Consider the following 19,587-nt stretch of genomic DNA (forward strand, 5'->3'; position numbering starts at 1 on the left):
TGTGAGGCCGAGAACGCGGTCGCCATGAGCCGACCCCGCACGCCCTCGTCCCGAATCGCTCAGATACGGGACAGCTTCTGGCTGGTGCCGGCGGCCGTCGCCTCGGGCGCGATGCTGGCGGCCACCGGGCTGTCCGTGCTGGAGTTGCGCCTGGGCCTCCCGGTTGAGGGAATCCTGCCCAGCGGGCCCGCCGGTGCCCGGTCACTGTTGTCGTCGATCATCACGGCAATGATCTCGTTCACCGCGCTGGTCTTCTCCATCACGGTCGTCGCGCTGCAGCTGGCCAGCAGCCAGTACTCCCCGCGGGTGCTGCGTACCTTCCTGCAGGACCGCGTCATCCAGGCGACCCTCGGCACGTTCGTCGCGACCTTCCTGTTCGCGATGGTGGTACTGGCCGCGCTGCCAGCCGACGACAACGAACAACTACCGGAACTCTCCCTCGCCGTGTCGATGGCACTCGTCCTCGCCAGCACCGGCGTCTTCATCTACTACCTGCACCACATCACCACGATCATGCGGGTATCCCACATCATCGCCGCGATCGGCGCACAGACCCGCCGCACGATCGACCGGCACGTGCCCGAACGCGACGAGCCGGCCCCAGTGATCGTCGGCGAGGTCGTACAGGTCGTGCCGGCTCCGGGGCCGGGGTTCGTCACCGACGTCGACCTCGCTCTGCTCGCCCGGTTGGCCCGCGAGTACCACTGCGTCTTGGCGGTCGTACCCAGCCCCGGCGACTTCGTGGTCGCCGGCGCACCGTTGCTGAACGTTCACCCGGCTCCCAGCCGCACGCCCCGCCCATTGCCGGCCGAGCGCGCCGTCCGAGGTGTGACCATCGGCACCGAGCGGACACCAGGTCAGGACATCGGGTTCGGGTTCCGGCAACTGACCGACATCGCCGAGCGAGCTCTTTCGCCCGCATTGAACGACATCACCACGGCGGTGCGGGCGGTGCAGGAGGCGCACGAGCTGCTCCGCCGGCTCGCGATGCGCCCCGATCCGGCCCGGGTCGTTCGCGACGCCGACGGCACCGTACGGGTCCGGGCGAACCACCTGGCGTACGACACCTACCTTGCGATGATCGTTGACGAAGTACGCGCAACCAGTACCCAGCCCCGGATCGCCCGGTTGCTGGAGGCCGTGGTCACCGACCTGGACACGGTCGCGCTGCCCGCTCACCGGCCCGCGATCCGGCGCCGGCTGCCGGCACCGTGACCGTTCGCGGTACGGTCCGGCGCTCGCACCTCACCCCGACGCGGTGTCGTGACCGGTGACGACATCGATCGGCGGGTGGCCGCCGCGGAATCTCCCGCAGGTGGTCGGATCTGGCCTCGGGCCCGGCGGCGACGGTGCGGCGCCGTGCCCGAGACTTGTTCGAACGGTGTGCCGGCGACGCGGCACAGTACCTGCGGTAAGCCGGTCCAAGGGCACCCCTGAGCAGCCGCGCGTGGCCGCGGCCACACGGGGTATAGCCGGGGGGGATTCCGGCTCTGACTGGTAGAGGGAAGCAGCGGTGGATGGCAGCCGACGTGACCGAGTTGCGGGTGCATGGCGTCTCCGGCATGCGGGCGGCGACGTTGCTCGACCGGCCTCTGGTGGTGCGCGTGGCCGGCGACCGGGACGCCGGGTTTTACCGTCCCCGTCCCGGTTACGGTGAAGCGACCGGCCCGGGCGGCGCGACGCTGGAGGCCTATCACTGGAGCAACTTGACCGCGCGCAATGCCGCGCGCAATCTGATCCAGCTGCTCTTGCTGCCGTTCATGCTCAGCAACCTGGCGACCTGGTCTCGCCCCCCTGGCTCCGGCGCGGTCGTGAAGGCGCTGTGCCGCCTGCTCGGTGCCACCTTGACCGGGATGTTCGTGTTGGCGCTCGCCAGCGTCTCACTCGACCTCGTGGCGTGGCAGTGCGCGTCCGATGCCGCCTGCACGACCGGCCGGCCTGCATTGTCGTGGCTGGCTTCGCTGCCGCTGGGGCCGCGACTCGCGCTGCTCGCCATGGTGCCGATCACCGCGATCTTGGCTGTGTCGTGGTTCAGCGCGCGGGCGGGACGGCGGTACGAGGGGTTCTCCGCGACGACGGGGTCCGGCGGTGACCGCCTCGACGCCCCGGATTTCTGGCACACGGCGGCGCTGGTGGCTCGGCTCCGGTTGATCCACGTCGCGATCGCGTTCGGCACACTAGACGCCACTCTGCTCGTCGTCCTCGCGCCCCGTGGCCCCCGCGTGGTCGGTGTTGGCCTGCTCGTAGCGGCCATCACGCTGGTGCTCGTGGCCTCGGTGCTGCTGTGTGTGCCCGGACTGGCCAACACGGGGACCGTCCGCGGATGGGCCGCGGCCGCCGTCCGCGGACTCGGCCCCGCCGCGGGCGTTCTTACGGCGCTGACTCTGGCCTACGCCGTGTTTCTCGGCCCAGTTCCGCCAGAACCGGGACCGGTTCGCCTGCCTGGGCACGCGCGGATGGTCGATGGAATCGTCGCCGTGCAGGCCGTATTGCTGGTCGTGCTCGCCGCGGTGGCGGTGCGCCGCCAGCGCCGCGCCGACGAATCGCCCCAAGCCTTGCGCGGGCTTGGCGCTCCCTTGCTGGCTTCGGCAGCCATCGGGTTGGGCGCGGCGCTGTCCGCCGCGCTGGTCTACCGGGCCGCAGATGTGTTGGATCGTGGCGCGGTGCCGACAACGATGCGAGCGCTAGCCAACGCTCCGCTGCAGCCACCGGCGACGTTTCGATGGGCCGCACTGGGCACCATCGCCGCGGTCCTGACGATTCTCCTCGGGGCGTTCGCCGGCAGTCGATTGACGAGGTCCCGGCGCCGCCAGGAGGCAGCAAGGACCATGGACCAGGATTTCCCGCACGTCCCACCCGATACGCAGCCACAGCTGCGCAAGGTGCGTGACATCATCGTCCGCGCTCGCCTCGCGGAGCGCCTGAGTCCGCTACTCCGCGCTTACCTGGTGCTTTCCTCGCTCAGCCTGGTCGTCGCCGGCCTCGATCTGGCCGGATTCGGGCCGATCCAGCTCGCCGCCCGGCTCAGCGGCAAGGCCAGCGCGGTGGCGCGGGCCATGTTCTATCTGACTGACGTGGGGACGTACCTCGTCGAGTTGTTCGCGCTCGGCATTCTCGTCATCGGCGTGCTCGCCTACCGATCAGCGGACCTCCGCGGGATCGTCACGGTGCTGTGGGACCTGGGCAGCTTCTGGCCGAGAACTGCGCACCCCTTCGCCCCGCCGTGCTACGCCGAGCGCGCGCTGCCGGAGATGGCCAAGCGGACGCAGGCGCTGGCCGGTAAGGGTGGAGTGCTGCTCTCCGGGCACAGTCACGGTTCGGTGATGGCCGCGGCGACCATCCTCCAACTGCCGCCCCAGACGCTGCGCCGGGTGGCGCTGCTCACCTACGGGTCACCGTTGGGCCGGTTGTACGCACGGCTCTTCCCGGCTTACCTCGGCGATGAGGTGCTCCGCGACGTGGGCGATCGGGTGGGGTGGCGCTGGGTGAACCTGTGGCGCCACACCGATCCGACCGGCGGCTGGATCTTCTCCCCACACTCGCCGGGCGAGCCGCCGCTAACGGACGATGCATCCGGCGGGGTCGACTGCCGACTACGCGACCCCCGCAGTGTGTCGGTGGATCCGATGGACACCGTCCCACCTCCGATTGAAGGACACTGGCCCTACTACACCGACGACCGCTACGCCGCAGCTGTGGCCGACCTCGCCGGACGGCTCGACCCGCCGACCAAGACTCCGGGTGTTGTCAGCCGCCCTCTGCCAGACGAGTAGAAGCCGGTGGAGGACCCGCGGGGACAGACGAAGAACACCACCAACGCGACGGCGAGGTGAGGGTCTTCCACCCGGCGGGAGGCTGCAGGCGGTGCGAGGACCGGTCGGGCGTAGCTGTCCGTCGTCCGGTTCGATGACGCGGCAATCCGCCCCGACGTGACACCGCTTCCGCCGACGACTCGGCTCGCTCGCACGCCATCGGGTCACTCCTGCGGCTGACCGCTGGCTGTTTCCCGATCCGCCCGGGCCTGACCGCTTTAGGATTCGGACCGGCGAACCACCGGCAGTCGTGACGGGGCGGCAGACAAGTGGAGACGTTCCTCGACGCGGTGTGGGACACCAGCAGTGTGACCGGCCGGCTGGTGACCACCGCCGTCATGATCGCGGTGGCGGTCCTGTTCGGGATCGTCGCCGGCCGGCTGGCCGCCCGTAAGTCGGCCGACACCCACACGCGCTACTACCTACGCAAGGCGGCGCACTACGTCACCGTCGTGGTCCTGCTGATTTCTCTCGCCGTGCTGTGGCGTCCGTTCGCCGGCCGGATAGGCATCGTCGTCGGTCTGGTCGCCGCCGGCCTGGCCCTGGCCATGCAGGAGGTCATCGGGGCGTTCGCCGGCTGGATAAGCATCCTGACCGGCCGCCAGTACCGCGTCGGCGACCGGATCCAGATGTGCGGGGTGCGCGGCGACGTCCTGGACATCACCCCGCTGCGGACCCGGATCTTGGAGAGCGGATCGTCGACCGACCCGGAATCCTGGATCCGCGGGAGGCAGTACACCGGCCGGGTGGTGTCACTGTCCAACCGGTTCGTCTTCACCGCTCCCGTCTACAACAGCAGCACCGTGCTGGACCATCTGTGGGAGGAACTCACTCTGCCGATCCCGTACGACGCCGACTGGCAGTTGGCCGAACGCATCCTGCACGAGGAAGCGGAGTCGATCTCATCCACCGCGGAGGCGCGGCAGGCCATCGCTCAGATGCGACACCGCTACCCGGTCGCCGAAGCGGAGGTCGACCCCCGCGTGTTCATCCGTGCCACGCCCAACTGGGTGGAACTCACCGCCCGCTTCGTCGTGCCCGTCCGGGCCGCCCGGCAGGTCAAGGACCAGGTCACCCGACGAGTCCTGGGCCGCCTCTCCGAGCATGGCCTCCGTGTCGCTTCCATCACCCAGGACATCACCGTCCGCACCCGAGCACCGGCGACGAGTGCGCCCGCAGACGAACCCGACGACCGCCACACCTGAGGCGACGGCACCGCTGCGGTCTGCCTACCGGTGGCAGGGGAGAGGGCTCGGACGCGCCGGCTGGCGGAGCCGTCGGCGTCTCCGCTGGCGACGGCTCGGCGGACGGCGGCGTCATGGGCGGGACCCGTCGACGGCAATGACCCTGCAGCCCTCCCGAATACCCTATATCGTGGCAAATCGGTAAGTCTCCGCCGTAGATCCAACCGCCCACGAGACAGGGGACACCGTGGCGAACTACCCGTTTCGCAGCGTCGCCCAGCCGCTCAGCAGCCAACGCCCTCGCCCAGGCCGCACCCGTCGGCGAGCCGGTGCAGCCGTGCGGATGCTGGCGGCGCTGGTCCTGGCCGGTGGCGCGTACACGGTGTTCGCGCCGCAGGCGCGGGCGCAGGAGGAGCCGGGGATGAGTGCCGCCGCCCGGGAGGGCGAGGAGTTGTTCGAGGTCGGCTGCATCACGTGCCACGGGCGTAGCGCCGGCGGTGTGGAGGGGCGGGGGCCGAGTCTGATCAACGTCGGTGGCGCGTCGGTGGAGTTCCAGGTCGGCACTGGCCGGATGCCGCTGGCCCGGCAGGAGGCGCAGGCGCAGCGCAAGCCGCAGCTGTATACAGACGAGCAGGTGCGGCAGCTGGCGGCGTACATCGACTCGCTGGGGGTCGGCCCGGTCGTGCCGGACGACGTCGACGCGCTGGTCGAGCAGGCCGACCTGGCCCGTGGCGGGGAGCTGTTCCGGATCAACTGTTCGCAGTGCCACGCGTTCGGTGGTGGTGGCGGCGCCCTGTCATCCGGCAAGTACGCGCCGAGCCTCTACCCGGCCACCGACCGGATCATCTACGCCGCGATGCTGAGCGGCCCGCAGAACATGCCGGTGTTCGGTGACAGCACGCTGACCCCGGAGCAGAAGGCCGACATCATCGCCTACATCCAGCAGGTCATCCAGACGGACACCGACCCTGGCGGCTTCGATCTCGGGCGGTACGGCCCTTCCACCGAGGGTCTGACTGCCTTCCTGGTCGGCATCGTCGCGCTGGTCTTTGCCAGCCTGTGGATCGCGGGCAAGTCGTGAGCGAGCACGGCGCGCAGCAGAGTCGCGGGCCGGTCGACGTCAACGACCCCTCGCTGTCCCGATTCGACGTCGTCCGAGAGGGCGCACGCCGCGACGACATCGAGATCGTCCACTACGAACCGCAGGTCGTCTCCGGCTCGCGGGCCGAGCGGCGGCTGGTGCGTACGGTCAACGCGCTGTTCTTGATCGCCGGCGTGGCCGCAACCGCCTTCCTGGCGGTCTACGTCTGGTGGCCGTGGCGGTACCGGCTGCTCGCCGACATCGAGGAGTACTACACGCCGCTGCTCGGGGTGACCATGGGCGTCGCGTTGCTGGGCATCGGATTCGGCATTCTGGTCTGGGGCAAGAAGTTACTACCCAAGGAAGTATCCATTCAGGATCGTCACGAGGGCGCCGTTTCCCCCGACGAGCAACGCATCACCGGGCAGACCATGCTCTACATGGCCGACGAACTCGGCGTCAAACGCCGCCCCCTGCTCGGGGTTTCCCTGCTCGCCGGCCTCGTCCCGGTCAGCGCGGTCGTCGCCGCACCGCTGGTCGGCGGTCTGATCCGCGACCCGCACACCGACCGGGAATTCTTCCGGACCGGCTTCGCGCCCGCCGACGACCAAGGCGCCGTCACCCGCATCCGGTTGGTACGCGAGGACGGGCGTCCGGTCCGGCCCGCCGATTTGCTGCCTGGGGGCCAGGTGACGGTCTTCCCCGGCATCCCGCACGGAATCAGCAACCGGTACGCCGACTCGGTCACCCTGCTCATCCATCTGCGGACCGCCGACGCCCTCGCCGCCCGGCAGAACAACCGAGACGCCGGCAAGACCGACTGGATGTGGGGCAACTACATCGCGTACTCCAAGATCTGCACCCACGCCGGCTGCCCCGCCAGCCTCTTCGAGCAGCAGACCAACCGGCTGCTCTGCCCCTGCCACCAGTCCCAGTTCCTCATCAACAACAACGCCGAACCCATCTTCGGGCCGGCCAACCGGCGCCTGCCCCAACTCCCCATCGAGGTCGACGACGAGGGCTTCTTCGTCGCATCCTCCGACTACCAGGAACCGATCGGCCCCGACTTCTGGGAACGCCCCTGACACCTGGACAAGGCCCGAGCCGGCAGCCGCAGCATCATCAAACGGCCGCCAGCCGCTGAGGCCAGCCCGCCCACCCCACAGTGCAGCTGCTGAGGGCGGCCGACACCGACTACAGGCAGCCCGACTCGCACGTGGCAGAGGTGCGGACTCGCATCGAACGGCAGGGCACCCGCTGCAGCTGATAGTTACGCGAAGGACGTAACAGTTCGCCCGCTGCCAGCGCAGGTACGACGGATGCACGGTGCGAGCGTCCCCGCGGCAGGGGCGGGACACCCGGCCCCTCAACCCCCGGAGGGTGGCTCCCGTCCCTGCCGTCCCTCACGCGCGGAGCCCAGGTACCGGTCAAGCTGAACGTAAAGAGGAACTGCTTGTATGCAGCGGCGTCGATACGTCGGCGTGACGGGTTTGGCCTGTCCTAGGCTCTGAGGTGCCGCCGCAGTCATCCGAGGAGCCACATGCCGACCGACGCCATCGACCTGCTCGTCGAGGACCACCGCAAGATCCGCGGGCTGTTCCAGGAATTCCAGGACGCGACTTCGGACACCCGTAAGCGGGGCCAAGTGGTCAGCCAGATCATCGAAGCGCTGACGGTGCACACCTATGTCGAGAATGAGTGCATGTACCCGGAGGCGCGCAGGCTCCTGCCCGACCTCAACGAAACGGTACTGGAATCGTATGAGGAGCATCATGTCGCCGATGTGCTCAGCTTTGAGCTCGCCATGATGAGTCCCGATGATGAGCATTTCGAGGCCAAGACGATGGTCCTCATCGAGGTGGTCAGCCACCACATCGAGGAGGAGGAACAGAAGTGGTTCCCCAAGCTGCGTGCAGGCGTCAGCCCTGAGCAGTTGCAGGATCTCGGCGTCCGTCTGGCCGAGATGATGAAGAAGGCGCCCCGCAAGCCGACCGCTCCCCGCGCACTGAAGAAGGCCATTGACGCGGTGCGGGCCTGAGCGATCCAACTGGTCGGCAGCCGGATGGCGACGTGATCGGCAACGACGGGATGCCCTGCCGGCTCTGCCAGTAGCATCCTCCACCCGACCGGGTCAGGCTCTGTCGGCATCCGGATCGGCCGAATTGAGTGCGGTCAGTGGGTTTGGGTTTCCCAGGCCGGCTGCTGGGGTTCGTCGTTGTGCACGATGATGTTGGCGTGCCGGGTTGGGCGGACCGTGGCGAGGTAGAGCCGTTGGGAGGGGATGTAACGCTCGCGCCAGCGCCGTTCGACGTCGGCCCGAGATGACACCCGGTGCTCTCGGATCACTGCACGATCCACGGTCTTCTCGAGCGTGGTCGACACGAAGATGCGCAAGTCCCACCGATCGATCAGTTCCGGGCGCATGAGGAAGACGCCGTCGAAGACCAGCACGGCGTCGGCGGGGGCAGTCGTGACCGGCGGGGACAACGGGGTATCCGTGGTGCGGTCGTAGACCGCGGGTTGGAAGCGTCGATCTCCGCGCGGGCCGAGCGGGTCGAGCAGAACCCGGTTCAGCGCGTCGTAGTTGTGGGCGTCGTAGTAGCAGCCTTCGGCCGAGTACTCGCCGCGCGGGTAGCGCTGCGCCCGCGGGAAGAGGAAATCGTCGATCGTCGCGCGGATGACGTCGCGGCCCTGTTCACGCAAGACGACGGCCAGCTCGTCGGCGAGGGTGGTCTTGCCGGCGGCGGGCGGTCCGTCGATGGCAACCCGCGTCGGGTGTGTGACTGTGATGGACCGGACTGCCGAAGCCAGGCGGCCGAGCATCTCGTCGCGGGTGCCTTGGCCCATATCCTGCCCCGTCCTAGTCTCGCGAAGGTCGCCAGGTCGGGCTGACCTTAAGCGCGCCAGCCTGAACGGGGGAAGCGATTACGCGAGTGTGGCCGACTGGCGATTGTCGATTTCCGTCAACCGGGTGGGCTGAACCCATAACATGACGGGAAGGCCTGCCTGCGGCTGCTCTCTCTGGAGCAGCCGCCCGGAACTACCGCTCAGCGTGCAGGTCACCGCTGCAGTCCGGGGGTGAGTCGCTGCTTTCGACTACCCACCTGAAGGCTTGCGCGGATGGGCGGTGCGTTCCTGGGTCCGATCGACGTGGCGATGAAGAAGGCGAAGAGCACCGTCCTGTTTGAGTCTCCGAGCGGGGCGCTCTCGGATTCGTCAAGGCGGGCGGGACATCGGCGGGGCGCGAACTCACCAACGAGGTCCTTGTGACTTCCCGGCGGCCTGTGACGCGCGGCGCCATCGGTGGTTCCGGGGCCAGGTTTCCCAAGATCTTGAGATCACGGGAGGTAGCGGGAAAGCATGGCCAAGACCATTCTGATCACTGGCGCCGGCTCTGGCTTCGGCGAGGGTGCCGCCATCGGTCTGGCCCGCGCGGGCCACAGCGTCATTGCGACCGCTCAAGTCGCACCGCAGGTCAGCCAGCTGCGTCGGAGGGCCCAGGATCTCGGCGTCCAGCTGCGGGTCGAGAAGCTGGATCTGCACGATCACTACGATCTGGCCTACGCCCATACCTGGGACATCGACATCCTGGTCAACAACGCGGCCATCGGTGAGTGCGGGCCCATCTCGGAAATTCCGCTGGATCTGGTCCGGCGCACCTTCGAGACGAACATGTTCAAACCCCTCCTGCTGACGCAGGGCTTCGTCAAGCGCTGGGTCGCCGAGAAGAAGGCCGGGAAGATCGTCTTCATCTCCTCCATGGGCGGCTTGTTCACCCCTCCCGGCTACGCGGCCTACACCGCGGCGAAGCACGCCATTGAAGGGATGGCGGAGTCACTGCGCCAGGAACTGACCCCGTTCGGTATCAAGGTCCAGACCATCAACCCCGGCGCCTACTTCACCGGCTTCAACGAGACGATGGCCGACACGCCGTTCCGCTGGCTCGACGACTCCAAGAACTTCACCAAGCGGGCGGACCTGCGGGCGCTGTTCGACAGCCTGCTCGAAACGCCGTCGGGCAAGCTCGACCCGGCGGAACTCATCGACGCGATGGTCAAGATCATCCCATCCGGTGAGGGCAAGTACCGCAACGTGATCCCGCAGTTCGTCGAGGACGAGGTGAAGAAGGACCAGGCCGAGAAGTGGGAGGCGCGCATCTGACCGGCGAGACCCGATCGACAGCCGGCTGCACGCGTACCACGACGCCGATATCGGTGGGCGCTCGTGATGGAGTTCCGGCACGCTCTGAACCCACGTGTCGGGTCCGCAGACTTTGGGTGACGCTACGGTTCCGTCAGGTGGGTGAACGGTGCGAGATCGCCTGAGCCTGCTCGCGTAGCACCGCCGTCGTGCGCTCGACCCAGTCCGCGACGACGAGCAGCTGCTCGGTCGTGAAGTGGCTGGTCACCTCCGCCATGCCGGCCACCATGCGCCCGATGGCCTCGCTCACGGCGGCATCTGCCGGCTGCGTCGCCTCGATGACGACGCGGCGCCGGTCACCCGGGTCGGGCGTCCGCTGTGCAAGCCCCGCTACGACCAAACGGTTCACCAGGCCGGTCACCGCGCCCGCCGTGAGCCCGGTCCGCTGGGCCAGCTCGCGTGCCGACATGGGTCCTTCCCGGCGCACGATCCCGAGCGCCTTGTGGTCTGCCGCCGACAAGCCCATGAGCGAGCCCAGCGCCTCGTGAAACAGCACGACGGCATCGCTCAGGTCCGTGCCGAGCCGGGCTCCTACCGCCGCCGCCTCTGACGCTCGCTCATCCATCGCCATGGACACATCCTTCACCAACAGATATGGTTTAGTGCACTGAATAGTTTAACAAGCTAAAGGAGTTGCCATGACCACTGGGTGGATCGAGGCCCGAACCGTGCTCGTAGCTGCCCTGCGGTTCTTCGTCCGCCACTACCCGGTGGTCTTCGCGTTCGGCGTGTCGGCCTCGGCGCAGCGCTTCCTCGCCGTGGGCGGTGGTGAAGGCTGGGCGTGGACCGGCGGCATCACCGGCGAGCTGTTCACCAACGGGATCCGCCTGCTGTTCTTCGTCTGGGTCGCGCGGAACATGCTCCGCACGCTGCGCCCCAACTGGTCCGACGTCCGGCAGAGCACCGACTACCTCGCCGACCATCGGGCCGCAATGCTCTGGAACGTGGTCGTGCTCGTCGCGCTCACGCTCGTCTTCAAGGTGGGAATCGACACGTGGATCGCCGGCCTGGCCGAACCACGGATGGCGCTGGCTTGGACGTTGGCCGTCAAGAACGTGACCATCATCCCGTTCATGATCGTGTGGTCCGTGGCTGTCGTCCGTGCGGCACTCGAGGAGCGCGCGGGTGGGGGACCTGACGCAGCGGTTCCTCAGGCTCCGGTAGCGGGGACGTGAGTAACGGGTCAGTGGGACCAGCTGGACAGATCCGTCGCGGCGAGGCGCCGCTCGTCCGGCGCCGCGCCGACGCTGGCACCGCGCTGACCGCCCAGGAGCTGCAGGTCGTACGGCTGGCCGCGACGGGCGAGTGCCCTGCGGAACGTGCAGGCGCCCGGCGGTGGCGGTTGCCGGGACCCCGTACCGTCGGGCGCATGGAGCTGTTCGCCCCGTTCACCGGCACGCTCTTCCTGCCCGACAAGGAGTTCCTCCGGGGCGGCACGCCCGTGCTGCTGCCGGACGGGCGGCCGGTCGCCGGCATCCGGTGGCACACCTGGACGCAGCGCTTCGAAATCACCGACCCGGCCGGGTCGGTCGTCGCGGAGTGCCGTACCGAGGGCATCGTCCGGCGGCGCTTCCGCGTCGCCACGCCGGACCGGCGTCCGGTGCTCGACCTGTTGCCCGGGGTGTGGCGGCCGTTCAACAGCGCCGAGGTCACCGTCGGCGGCGCCCGCCCGCTGACGATCCGGCAGCTGAGCATCTGGTCCGACCGTCAGTTCGAGTTCCTGGCACCGGATGGCCTGCCCGTCGGGCGCATCCTCCCGACGACCGGCACGTTCACCATGCGCCCCGACTCGTACGCCTTCGAGATCACCCGCCCGTACCTGTCGGCGCTGGAAGCGATCGCGGTGGCGCAGACGCTGCGACTCGTCGCCCGGACGCAGCGGGCCGCCGCCAGCGCCTGACTCCGCTCATCGCGACAACCATGAACGGCCGGATCCGCCTTTGTGGTCGCTCGCTGTGAACCCGGCGGCGGGGGGCGTCATGACCAGGCCCAGTTCAACCGTCGCGAGGGAGGTCGTACCTGTCTCCGGACTGCTTGGTGTCGACTCGGGGTCGCGCAGGGTTCGGAACATCAGCCAACTCAGTAACGGCATGACGATCAGCGGTGTCAATCCGATCTGTAGCGAGGTGGCGTCGGCCAGGCGACCGAGGATGGGGCTGGCGATGCCTCCGACGCTGACGGTCAGGCCCAGGGTGATCCCACTTGCGGTGCCGACCTTCGTGGGCAGGTAGTCCTGCGCGAGGGTCACCTGCAGGGAGAAGGGGATGTAGAGGCCGACCGATGTCAACGCCACGAACAGATAGATGGCGGGTCCGGGCACCAGTACCACCCCGGCGATCGCGATCGCGGTGATCGCGTAGGACCGGCGGGACACGGCCACCCGGCCCCATCGATGTGCCGCGGAACCACCCAGGACCGAGCCGACGACGCCACCGAGGTAGAGCACGAACAATGCCGCTGTGCCGGCCGCCGCACTGCCGTTCATGCGCTGCTGGGCGTAGAGGGACACGAACGTGCTGAGGCCGATGAAGGCGATCGACCGGAACACCACGGCCAGCGCAAGCCGCGTGAACGAGGATCTGTCGTCGCGTCCGATCGTCGCCGGCTTTCCGCGCTCGGTGCTCTGGCGCTTGGCAAGAGCGTGAAGCACGGGCAACGCCACCGCGGTGCCGGCGAGGGCCGGCACGACCATCAGCGGCGTCCAGCTCAGGCCTCCGATAGCCGTGACCGCGGCGACCATGAGCGGGGCCAGTGCGAAGCCGACGTTGCCGCCGGTGGCGAAGTAGGCCATGGCGGTGTGACTGCCTGCGCTGGCCGCACGGGCGATGCGCGCGGACTCGGGATGGTAGGCGGCCACGCCGATGCCGGAGAGCGCCACAAACAGCAGGGTGAGGGTGTAGTTGCTGCTCAGTCCGCTCAGCGCGATGCCGACCCCGCCCAGCAGGGTGCTGACGGGCAGCAACCACGGCAGCGCCCAGCGGTCGGTGAGCGCGCCGAAGGCAGGCTGCGCGACTGAGGACAGCAGGGACGCGGACAGCACGATCCCGGATGCCGCCGCGTAGGTGTAGGCGCGCTCCGCGACGAACAGCGGCACCAGAGCGGCGACGGCGCCCTGATAGATATCGACGCAGGCATGGCCGATCGCTAGCAGAGTGATCGAGGTTCTCCTTCGCACCCCTTCGATGGTGCCGACACGCGCCCTGTCTGACTTCCGATAAGCTGCCATCCAATGACGGAAATACGCCACGATCCGGTGGCCCCCACCCGCACCCAGCGGCTCGCGTCCGGCGGCGAGATCGACGCTCACCGGCACGATGACCACCAGATCGTCTATGCCGGTCGTGGGGTGCTGGCCGTGACGACCAGCGAGGGATCGTGGATCGCGCCGGCCACGCGCGCGATCTGGGTGCCGTCGGGAATGGTGCATGCCCACCGCGCCTACGGCGACCTCGACCTGCACCTGGTCGGATTTCCTGCCGACGACAACCCGCTCGGCTTGGACACCCCGACGGTGCTGTCCGTCGGGCCGCTGCTGCGCGAACTGATCGTCGCCTACAGCCACGGCGCGGACGACGACAGCCCCGAACGAGCCCGTATGCGCGCGGTGCTGCGCGACCAGCTGAGGGCTTCTCCCCAGCAACGGCTACACGTGCCAGCACCTACCACGCCGCTGTTACAGACCCTGTGCGCGATGTTGCAGGCGGACCCGGGCGACACCCGCACCCTCGCCGAGTTCGGCCGCGCGGTCGGCGCCAGCGACCGCACCCTGTCCCGGCTGTTCCGCAGCGACCTCGGGATGACCTTTCCGCAATGGCGCACCCAGCTGCGCCTGCATCACGCTCTCGTCCTCCTGGCGGGCAACACACCGGTGACCGCCGTGGCACATCGGTGTGGCTGGTCGTCGGCCAGCGCGTTCATCGACGTGTTCCGCCGCACCTTCGGGCACACCCCCGGCACCCATCCCGCCGGCTAGCTGTGTCAGCCGGCGTCGCAGGGCGGCGACTGCTGCGGCCACCGCCAACGGTGACCGTCGTTTCTGTACAAGACGGCCGCGACGCTCGCTCCCTATCCTGGGCGCTGGTGTTCCGACGATGAGGAGAAGACGCATGCGTGAGGTGGTCTACACCGGGTTCATGTCACTCGATGGCGTGGTGGACTCGCCCGGCGGTGGGCCGGGCGAGGAGCACCGCAGCGGTGGCTGGGTGTTCAAGGACGTCGAGGTCCTGCCCGAGGCCTTCGCCCTCAAGGGAGAGGAACTCGCCGAGACCACCGCGCTGCTGTTCGGCCGCCGCAGCTACGAGGCGTTCGCGCCGGTATGGCGTGACTCGGAGGACCACGCCGCCTACAAGGACCTGCCCAAGTATGTCGTGTCCAGCACGCTGCCCGAGAGCGCACTCGTCGAGGGCTGGGGCCCGACGACGATCCTGCGCTCCAACGACGACGTTGTCGAACTCAAGAAGAGCGAGGGCGGTGCGATCTTCATCCACGGCAGCGCCGAGCTGGCCCGGCGCCTGTCGGACGCGCGCCTGATCGACCGCTATCACCTGCTCGTCTTCCCCACGCTGCTCGGCGCCGGGAAGAGCCTGTTCAGCAGTGCGGACAACGAGAAGCAGGTGCTGCGCCTGCGGGACTCCGCCGCCTACCCGAACGGTGTGCTGAAGCTGATCTACGACGTCGCCGGCTGAACCAGATCCAGGGCGATGGCGCCGCCGGCACCCTCCCGTAGTTGCCGCGCCGTGCGTCCCACGTACCGTTGCAACGCTCGGGCGAGGTGCGGCTCGTCGTAGTACGCGAGCCGTCCGACGACGTCGGGGGCCGCGAGGCCGCCGGCTAGCAGCATCGCGGCCTCGCGGGCCCGTTCGATCTGTCGTACGGCGCCCTGGGTGAGCCCCGTCGCGGCGCGGAACCGGCGTTCGACGGTGCGTGCCGACACTGCGGGACGGCCGCCGACGCGCACCTCGGTGACCAGCGGATCCCGGACCACGGCCCCGGCGCGAACGAGGCGGCCGACCAGGGCCTCGGCGTCGTCGGGACCGGGTGTCGCCCAGCACGTACCGTCCAACCGGAACGTCCGGCGGGTCGCGTCGGGCAGTTCGGCGCCCGCGTCGACAAGGGCCGGCGTGGGTACGGACCGCAGCGACGTGCCCAGCGAGAACTCGATGCCGACGAACGTCGCGCCCGGCGGCACGGGCGCGACGCTGGCGCCGGTCTCGGGGCCGGAGACAGCCGCGTACGCTCTGCCCTCCTGCGTCCAGAACACCAGGCCCCAGTTCACCGTCGCGACGGAGGTCATCTGCGTCACCTGCTCGCTCGTGCAGGTCCACACGGTGTCGATCCACGGTGAGTCGGACGTGCGCGTCGTGAACCGCAGTCTCACGGGAGCAGGGTAACGGCTGCGGCCGCCGGCGTCAGCGATCGCCAGCGGACGCTGAGGGACTGTCCCACGCCATGGCGCTCGCCGACACGGGACGTGCACCTGGTCGGTGTCGGACCAGACCTGACTCTTCCGGGGTGGCCCGCCCCAGCCTGGCCGGTTCACGTTGACGACCCCGTCCACGTCCAGCAGCCACACCGGGCGGCCGCAGGGCAGATCCGCCTCTGCGTCGTCAGCACCAGAGTCGGCCATGACCGCACAGTAGGGGAACGGCGGGCAGCGGCCGAAGCGGATTTGGTCGCGCGTCGGAAGCTACGACTTCCATCCCGGGTCGCGGCCGGTGAGCCCGAGGACGCGGTCGAGCAGGGATGCGCCGGCGGGCGGGGTGATCGACGGCCCGAACAGCCCAGGGGTGCCGTCACTGCTCGCCTGCTGGGACACCAGGCGGTGGACCGTCTCGACTGTCTGGTCATCAACGTCGTAGGGCTGTCCGGTCGTGCTGGCGAGGTCCCATCCGTGGACGACCAGCTCGTTCAACGCGACGATGCCCATGATCTCGGCGGGCAGCACCACCCCGCCGGCTGCGGTCTCGCCCGTCCAGGCGGCCGGCGCGCGCCATGCGGCAACCAATTCATCGAGCTGCACCGGCAGTCGGCTGCGCCACTGTGGATCGAGGTTGGCAACCGAGGGATCGCCCGGGCCAGCCGGCGCCGCGTCGGGTCCCTTCTCGGCGGCCACCCGGAATGCGACCGTCAGCCCCAGGAGGTGGTCGAGCAGGTCGCCGACCGTCCACCTCTCACACGGGGTGGGACTGGCGAGCTGGTCGTCGGTCACCCCGTGCAGCAGCGCCTTCAACGCGCGGGCCGCGGGCGCGAGATCGGGGCTGTCGTCACTGTCGGTCATCTGGCTTCTCCTCTGTCGGGAACAGTGCTGGACGTTACGCGTCCGGACCGACAAGACAGGTCACTCGAGCATGATCAAGCTGATGACGACGGACCACACCTCGGGGCCCGCCGCCGTCGGCCCGATCGGTCATCCGCGACCGGCGACCGATGATTGCGCCACCGTGGGGCTACGCTGCGGGCATGCCGACGGAGGACCAGGTGTTTGATGCGGTGGTCCGACGGATCGCCACCGGCGAGTACCTCGACGGGCTCCCCGGGAGCCGGTCAGCGGCCCTTCGACCGGCGTCGCCTGCCGCGGTCGCCGAGGCCGAGGAACTGGCCGGCAGGTCACTGCCTTCGCTCTTGCGTCGGCTCTACCTGGAGGTCGGCAACGGCGGGTTCGGGCCCGGCTACGGTCTCCTCGGTCTGCGGGGCGGGCATCGGATGGGTGGCCTCGACGCGTTGGTCGGGCTCAAGGGCGGCGTCCTCGTCCTTTGCGACTGGGGTTGTGGTATCACCAGCGAGCTCGACCTTGCCACCGGCCAGGTCTGGGGCTGCGATCCGAACCCGGCGCCGGAGGGAGTGTCGGGTGCTTTCCCGCAGCACATGACAATCGTCGACTGGTTCGCCAAGTGGGTGGCGGGCACGCTGTACCAGCCGTGGCTGGTGCAGGACCCGACCACCGGCGAATGGCGTGGCGCGACCGACACCGAGTGCGCGGAGATGCTTCAGGAGGCGTTCGGTCCCGACGGTCCGGAGGACTGATCGTCAAACCGACGGCACCCACGCGCCGGTGCACCGGAGCCGAAAGACGCGCCTCAAGCCGAACGTGCGCCCATACGCGAGCGGCCGCACCACGGTGAGCACGACTGTCAGCCGGCAGCGCCAGCGGGCCAGCGGGTCGAGTGCGGGCGATCCGCCCGAGGGCTCCCGCACTCGACCCGAGCAGGCCGTCAGACTCTGGCCTCCCGCTCGACCGTGGCCGGTGCAGCCGGGATCGTCGTGGCTGTCCGGCGTCCCGGCATCCACCAGTTGGCCTTGCCGCACAGCTCCATCACCGCGGGGACGAGGATCATCCGGACGATCGTGGCGTCGATGAGCACGGCGACGGCCATGCCGAGGCCACCCTGCTTGACCGCGATGTCGGGGCCGAGCAGGGAGGTGGTGAAGACGGCGATCATGATGGCGGCCGCGGCGGTGATGACCTTGGCGGTCCGCGCCAGCCCCTGGGCGACGGCGGTGCGGGTGTCGCCGGTCCGCTCGTACTCCTCACGGACCCGTGAGGTGAGGAAGACCTGGTAGTCCATGGACAGGCCGAACAGGACCGGGAACATCATCATCGGCACCCAGGTCGTGACCGGCATGGCGGTGGGGAACCCGAGGGCCGGGCCGAGCCACCCCCACTGTACGACCGCGACGATCACGCCGTAGGCGGCGCCGATCGACAGCAGGTTCATCACGGCGGCCTGCAGCGCGATCGTGACCGACCGGACCAGCGCGATCAGCAGCACCATGGAGATCGCGATGACGACCGCGATCATCAGGGGCAGGCGCGCTCCGGACTCCTCGGCGACGTCGATGGTGCTGGCGTTCGGTCCGCCGACGTACACCCGTTGCCCGCCGGCCGCTGCGGGCAGCACGTCGTCGCGGAGCTCGTGCACCAGGTCCGCGGTCGCCTCCTCCTGGAATCCGGTCGTGGGGAAGGCGGTGAAGGTGACGGCCCGCCCGTCCATGCTGACTCGAGGTGGCGTGGCGTACGCGATGCCCTCGGCCTCGCTGACGGCCTCGACCACGGGACGCAGATCGCCACCCCTGGAGTCCACCTGCGTGGCGAAGATCAGGGGTGCCCCGTAGCCGGGACCGAAGCCCTCGGAGAGGATCTCGTACGAGACGTAGCTGCTCCGGTCGCGGGGCTGGACGCTGGCGTCGGGCTGGCTCAGCCGCATCGACAGCGTGGGGGCGGCCAGCACCAACAGGCTCACGCCAGCGAGGAGTGCGGCGGTCAGCGGCCTGCGCTGCACCACGCCGGCCCACCGCTCGGCGAGCGTACGGCGGGCCTGGGCGGTGGTACTGACGGGCTGGGGCCGGCGGGCCGCGCGACGAGGCAGGCGCAGCGAGTTGATCCGGTATCCGGTAAAGCCCAGGAACGCGGGCAGCAGCGTCACCGCGGCGATCATCGTCACCAGCACGATCACCGACGTGGCGACGGCCACCCCGGTCATCAGCCGCTGCCCCATGACGACCAGACCCAGCAACGCGATCACGACGGTCGTGCCGGCGAACAGTACGGCGCGACCGGCGGTGGTGACGGCCTTGACCGTGGCGCTCTCGGGTTCATCGCCGTCCCGGAGGCTGTCCTTGTAGCGGGTCACGATGAACAGTGCGTAGTCGATGCCGACGCCGAGCCCGATCATCGCGCCGAAGGCCAGAGTGAAATCCGGCGCGGGGACCAGGTGCCCGACCAGCTTCGTCAGCGCCAGGCCGCTCGCAATTGCCAGGAGGGCGGTCACGATCGGCAGGCCCATGGCCACCAGTGAACCGAAGGCGATGAACAGGATCACTGCTGCTGCCGCGATGCCCACGCTCTCGGCCGGACCCTGCGGGGGTGTCTCGGCCTTCTCCGCCATGTATCCGCCCAGCCCGAGCGTGACGCTGTCGTCGGAGGCGGCCTTGACCATGTCCACCAAGGGTTTGACCTCGGTCTTGGTCACGTCCTTGTCGCTCAGCGGGATGGTCATCCGGGCGATCCGACGATCCTCCGTCACCTGGTTCTCGCCCTGGTAGGGGGAGGTCACCGGTCCGGTGATGGGTGAGGCGTCCAGATCGGCGACCACCTTCTCGATCTTCTGGCGGGCGGCAGGGTCGTCGATTCCCTTCCCTGCCTTGATCGCGAGGGTCAGCCTGTCCCCCTGCTGTTCGGGGAAGTGCTTCTCGATCAGAGCCTGCGCCCTGGCGGATTCGGAGTCTCCACCGGTGAAGTCGTTGTCGGGGGCGGCGCCATACCCGAAGCCGACCGTCGCCACGGCGATCACGCCGACGATCCAGGTCAACA

The 19,587-nt window shown here is 69.1% G+C and carries 18 protein-coding genes; 12 read left to right on the plus strand and 6 right to left on the minus strand.

All coding sequences use genetic code 11. The features are described from left to right. The first annotated feature begins 111 nt into the window (after positions 1 to 111). The 6 genes from GA0070609_RS07190 to GA0070609_RS07215 all read left to right on the plus strand — a co-directional run bounded on the left by GA0070609_RS07190 (position 112) and on the right by GA0070609_RS07215 (position 8,115). On the plus strand, positions 112 to 1,215 hold the full coding sequence (locus tag GA0070609_RS07190) for a DUF2254 domain-containing protein (RefSeq protein ID WP_231928849.1): 1,104 nt from the start codon (positions 112 to 114) through the stop codon (positions 1,213 to 1,215). 302 nt (positions 1,216 to 1,517) lie between these two features. Further along, the gene (locus GA0070609_RS07195; protein WP_088993084.1) at positions 1,518 to 3,773 is read left to right on the plus strand and encodes a hypothetical protein; all 2,256 of its coding nucleotides are present in this window, start codon (positions 1,518 to 1,520) and stop codon (positions 3,771 to 3,773) included. A gap of 308 nt (positions 3,774 to 4,081) precedes the next feature. Further along, on the plus strand, positions 4,082 to 5,017 hold the full coding sequence (locus tag GA0070609_RS07200; RefSeq protein WP_088993085.1) for a mechanosensitive ion channel family protein: 936 nt from the start codon (positions 4,082 to 4,084) through the stop codon (positions 5,015 to 5,017). Positions 5,018 to 5,243: 226 nt separating this feature from the next. Continuing rightward, a complete protein-coding gene (gene qcrC, locus GA0070609_RS07205; protein WP_408630636.1) occupies positions 5,244 to 6,077 on the plus strand; it encodes a cytochrome bc1 complex diheme cytochrome c subunit in 834 nt (277 codons plus the stop codon). Continuing rightward, complete coding sequence (gene qcrA / locus GA0070609_RS07210) at positions 6,074 to 7,162, plus strand: cytochrome bc1 complex Rieske iron-sulfur subunit (protein ID WP_088993086.1); 1,089 nt, start codon at positions 6,074 to 6,076, stop codon at positions 7,160 to 7,162. The genes qcrC and qcrA overlap by 4 nt, the downstream gene beginning before the upstream one ends. A gap of 455 nt (positions 7,163 to 7,617) precedes the next feature. After that, positions 7,618 to 8,115, plus strand: a complete 498-nt coding sequence (locus tag GA0070609_RS07215; RefSeq protein WP_088993087.1) for a hemerythrin domain-containing protein — start codon at positions 7,618 to 7,620, stop codon at positions 8,113 to 8,115. 134 nt (positions 8,116 to 8,249) lie between these two features. On the opposite strand, the gene GA0070609_RS07220 is transcribed toward GA0070609_RS07215, so the two are convergent. After that, the gene (locus tag GA0070609_RS07220) at positions 8,250 to 8,924 is read right to left on the minus strand and encodes a nucleoside/nucleotide kinase family protein (RefSeq protein ID WP_088993088.1); all 675 of its coding nucleotides are present in this window, start codon (positions 8,922 to 8,924) and stop codon (positions 8,250 to 8,252) included. Positions 8,925 to 9,437: 513 nt separating this feature from the next. On the opposite strand from GA0070609_RS07220, the gene GA0070609_RS07225 reads away from it, so the two are divergent. Then, positions 9,438 to 10,238: an SDR family oxidoreductase gene (locus GA0070609_RS07225; protein ID WP_088993089.1), complete on the plus strand. Its 801-nt coding sequence runs from the start codon at positions 9,438 to 9,440 to the stop codon at positions 10,236 to 10,238. Between the two features lie 133 nt (positions 10,239 to 10,371). Here GA0070609_RS07225 and GA0070609_RS07230 read toward each other — a convergent pair whose 3' ends face one another. Next, complete coding sequence (locus GA0070609_RS07230; RefSeq protein WP_197700223.1) at positions 10,372 to 10,848, minus strand: MarR family winged helix-turn-helix transcriptional regulator; 477 nt, start codon at positions 10,846 to 10,848, stop codon at positions 10,372 to 10,374. Positions 10,849 to 10,915: 67 nt separating this feature from the next. On the opposite strand from GA0070609_RS07230, the gene GA0070609_RS07235 reads away from it, so the two are divergent. Then, positions 10,916 to 11,452: a hypothetical protein gene (locus tag GA0070609_RS07235; protein WP_088993090.1), complete on the plus strand. Its 537-nt coding sequence runs from the start codon at positions 10,916 to 10,918 to the stop codon at positions 11,450 to 11,452. Positions 11,453 to 11,646: 194 nt separating this feature from the next. Then, complete coding sequence (locus GA0070609_RS07240; protein WP_088993091.1) at positions 11,647 to 12,177, plus strand: hypothetical protein; 531 nt, start codon at positions 11,647 to 11,649, stop codon at positions 12,175 to 12,177. 6 nt (positions 12,178 to 12,183) lie between these two features. Here GA0070609_RS07240 and GA0070609_RS07245 read toward each other — a convergent pair whose 3' ends face one another. After that, the gene (locus GA0070609_RS07245) at positions 12,184 to 13,503 is read right to left on the minus strand and encodes an MFS transporter (RefSeq protein WP_197700224.1); all 1,320 of its coding nucleotides are present in this window, start codon (positions 13,501 to 13,503) and stop codon (positions 12,184 to 12,186) included. A 3-nt stretch (positions 13,504 to 13,506) separates the two neighbouring features. On the opposite strand from GA0070609_RS07245, the gene GA0070609_RS07250 reads away from it, so the two are divergent. Together GA0070609_RS07250 and GA0070609_RS07255 are read left to right on the plus strand one after the other, a co-directional pair. Beyond that, a complete protein-coding gene (locus GA0070609_RS07250; RefSeq protein ID WP_088993093.1) occupies positions 13,507 to 14,250 on the plus strand; it encodes an AraC family transcriptional regulator in 744 nt (247 codons plus the stop codon). A 133-nt stretch (positions 14,251 to 14,383) separates the two neighbouring features. Further along, positions 14,384 to 14,962 (plus strand): dihydrofolate reductase family protein, encoded by a 579-nt coding sequence (locus tag GA0070609_RS07255; RefSeq protein ID WP_088993094.1) that lies wholly within the window; start codon positions 14,384 to 14,386, stop codon positions 14,960 to 14,962. Here the strand turns inward: GA0070609_RS07255 and GA0070609_RS07260 are convergent. Next, the gene (locus GA0070609_RS07260; RefSeq protein ID WP_088993095.1) at positions 14,944 to 15,654 is read right to left on the minus strand and encodes a helix-turn-helix domain-containing protein; all 711 of its coding nucleotides are present in this window, start codon (positions 15,652 to 15,654) and stop codon (positions 14,944 to 14,946) included. The two genes, GA0070609_RS07255 and GA0070609_RS07260, sit on opposite strands and share 19 nt — an antisense overlap. 309 nt (positions 15,655 to 15,963) lie before the next feature. Next, positions 15,964 to 16,554, minus strand: coding sequence for a TIGR03086 family metal-binding protein (locus tag GA0070609_RS07265; RefSeq protein WP_088993096.1), 591 nt, complete (start codon positions 16,552 to 16,554; stop codon positions 15,964 to 15,966). Positions 16,555 to 16,736: 182 nt separating this feature from the next. Here GA0070609_RS07265 and GA0070609_RS07270 point away from each other — a divergent pair, with 182 nt between their 5' ends. Beyond that, the gene (locus tag GA0070609_RS07270; RefSeq protein WP_088993097.1) at positions 16,737 to 17,300 is read left to right on the plus strand and encodes a hypothetical protein; all 564 of its coding nucleotides are present in this window, start codon (positions 16,737 to 16,739) and stop codon (positions 17,298 to 17,300) included. 188 nt (positions 17,301 to 17,488) lie between these two features. Here the strand turns inward: GA0070609_RS07270 and GA0070609_RS07275 are convergent, their stop codons facing one another. Beyond that, complete coding sequence (locus GA0070609_RS07275) at positions 17,489 to 19,585, minus strand: MMPL family transporter (protein WP_197700225.1); 2,097 nt, start codon at positions 19,583 to 19,585, stop codon at positions 17,489 to 17,491. Between the last annotated feature and the right edge of the window lie 2 nt (positions 19,586 to 19,587).

This window comes from Micromonospora echinaurantiaca (assembly GCF_900090235.1).
GTDB classification, from domain to species: domain Bacteria; phylum Actinomycetota; class Actinomycetes; order Mycobacteriales; family Micromonosporaceae; genus Micromonospora; species Micromonospora echinaurantiaca.